Origin of the sequence: Caballeronia sp. GAWG1-1 (genome assembly GCF_023631465.1) — a bacterium.
Taxonomy (GTDB): Bacteria; Pseudomonadota; Gammaproteobacteria; order Burkholderiales; family Burkholderiaceae; genus Caballeronia.
On the sequence record NZ_JALQDB010000087.1, the window covers coordinates 1 to 2,506 of the forward strand.

At 54.1% G+C, this 2,506-nt stretch carries 2 protein-coding genes; one reads left to right on the forward strand and one right to left on the reverse strand.

The window, feature by feature from the left end; all coding sequences use genetic code 11:
• Nucleotides 1–1,102: 1,102 nt before the first annotated feature.
• Entirely contained in the window at nt 1,103–2,068 is a 966-nt protein-coding gene (locus NCT03_RS33520; RefSeq protein ID WP_250495499.1) for a phosphatase PAP2 family protein, read from the forward strand.
• On the opposite strand, the gene NCT03_RS33525 is transcribed toward NCT03_RS33520, so the two are convergent.
• Nucleotides 2,055–2,270, reverse strand: coding sequence for a hypothetical protein (locus tag NCT03_RS33525; RefSeq protein ID WP_250495500.1), 216 nt, complete (start codon nt 2,268–2,270; stop codon nt 2,055–2,057). The genes NCT03_RS33520 and NCT03_RS33525 overlap by 14 nt on opposite strands.
• Between the last annotated feature and the right edge of the window lie 236 nt (nt 2,271–2,506).

The following is a 2,506-nucleotide window of genomic DNA, read 5'->3' on the forward strand; positions in this document are numbered from 1 at the left end:
CTGGCAAAGTCAGTACGCGCGGCGTTCGACTGGTCGTCCGCGATGAACCAGTTTGCCATCCTGTTTGGAGAGCGTTTTACCAACGCACGCGGGTGACTCCGCTAACCGCCTCGCACACAAAAATGCGGACGACCCGACGAGAATCCAGAACGAGCAAGTCAAGAAAACGGCCGTGTTCTCGCGAACCTCGCATATTTGAACTCCCGGGTTGACCTTGCGGGATCGACTGGATGATTTAGCGGGAACGGCTGCGATCGGCCACAACCGGCCGTTCGACAGACCGGCGAAAATCGTCGACAATTTTTGACTCCACGACGACACTTTCCACCTTACCCGGCCTACTAGACTGGCGTCGCCAGCTGAACTCTTACTCTATGAATTCTCTCGAAACGAACCGTCCGCTGTCTGGGTCAGAGATGTCGCTCGCTCGTTGGATGCTTGAGCACGCAGGCCGACGGCGCGAGCGTTTCTTGAACAACTCGCAGTTGCGGAGGTGACGCCGTGGCGCTGCCCCTGCGGCTGTGGGTCGATCAATTTCCAATTGAAGGGCCGCGAATCCGCCCCACTAGGCGTAAACATCCCCGGGGACTTTTTGTTCGGTCCGGACGATGCGCCAGCCGGAATATTCATATTCGAGAGTGCAGGTTTATTAAGTGGTATCGAGGTTTATGGACTTGCCGGCGATGCTCCGGCAGAACTGCCCCGAGAAGATGCGCTTCGGCCGCTTGTCCCAGATCGCAGTGGGTCGGGTCCCTAGCACGTTTGTAACGAGCGCACGCAGGAGATCATCCTTGCGCTCTGGTCGGCCAAAAAACGGACGTCCGCCTAATGTCGAGGACCGTTTTTGGATGGCGCTTCCGCATCGGACGGCTGCGGTCTGCACATGGGGTCGTTGGCCGACTGCCAGGTTATTCATACCGTCATTGCACCCGGACTAAACGTTGGCCTGGTCTACGAGCATTCGAGATTGTTCATCTACTGAGTGGTACGTAAATCCAAACGTCGCCGCGATTGAAGCCTAAAGATCTTTGCAAAGCGTGCCGATAAAATCAGTGACAGCGTCGCACGCGCAAAGTCGCCGACTCATTATCTCGGTTAGAAAATGGACATATCGCAAAACGCAATCATTAGCGAACACTCGAAGAACCCGTTCAGAGCGCTGACATCTTATTTGGCAGCATGGTTGGTAATCGGCGCTATTGTGCTCGCCGATTTACTCTGGCTGCGCGCATCCGGTCTTCGCATTGCGTTTGGCGCATCGTCACATGCGCTCGCGGCATTCAGTGCACTTGTCTTGGTCATCTGCTGGACAAGTTACCGAACCAGGACTGTGCATGCCGGGAACGAGGCGTGGATAGCGCGGCTGCGAGACCTCGCGTTCACCGGGCGATGGATGATTGCTCTCGCCGCATTTTGCACGGCAGCCAGCGTATCGAGCCATCTTTCGGCGGCCGTTGGGGCACCATTGATTGACGACCGGCTAGTCAAGATAGACCAGGCAGTTGGATTCGACTGGCTCACCTGCTATCGATGGGTCCGACATCATCCAGTGTTGCTCTTCGTGCTCAGTTTGGCGTACAGCAGTGGTCTGGTGCAGATGATCACTGTCCCTGTGATTCTCGGACTTACGGGACGCAGGGTCGAACTAATAAAGCACGTTGCACGCTTGATGGTCGCGACATTTACCTGCCTCGCAATCGCGACGGCATTTCCTGCTGCGAGCGCCTTCCTGCATTTTCACATCATGGAACCAGGCACGTCGGAAACTGTCTCTACATTTTTCCCCCTCCGTGAAGGCGCGCTCCGTACCATTGACTTAACTAATCCCCAAGGGCTTGTATCGATGCCGTCAATGCATACGGCAATGGCTATCCTGTTTGCCTATTCATTGAGGCGGATCCCCGGATTTGCTCTTGCTTCCTTCGTTCTAAATACGTTTATGATTGTCTCGACGCCGACGCAAGGCGGCCACTATCTTTGCGACATCGCCGGGGGAATAATATTGGCACTGATGGTTATTCTGTTGATCAACGATCGGCGTTTTGAAGGTTTCTTCAATGACCGGTGAGCTTTAGCAGTGGACGTTTAGTGACCGACTTAGCAACCGACAACCGATTGCTAACACGATTGGTAAAGATCGAATCCAGCCTGACCTTTGCCGCTTCGGCGAGGAATCGTAGCCGGATGCCGTGCAGCCGTGCCAACAATCCAAAAGGGTAGAGGCTGGCAACGAAAGACAGAATAGTCCCGATAAACTTAAAGAAGTTCATGGCTCGTGTGCGTTCGATTGTGCTCTTGTTCTTTCACTTCGTTTCTATATTGCACTATAAGATTGTTGGCCAGTTTCGACCAAACTCGTATTGCCGAAAGCACTTCAAGTCCGTGAAGGTTTGTGCTAAGTCAAGAACGGTGCGGTGCCTAGGCTAATGGGGACTGTCAGCAATTTTGTGTGTGAGGCTACCATTATGGAAATGGAGCCGTTATGCCACGCAAACCCAAGACACCG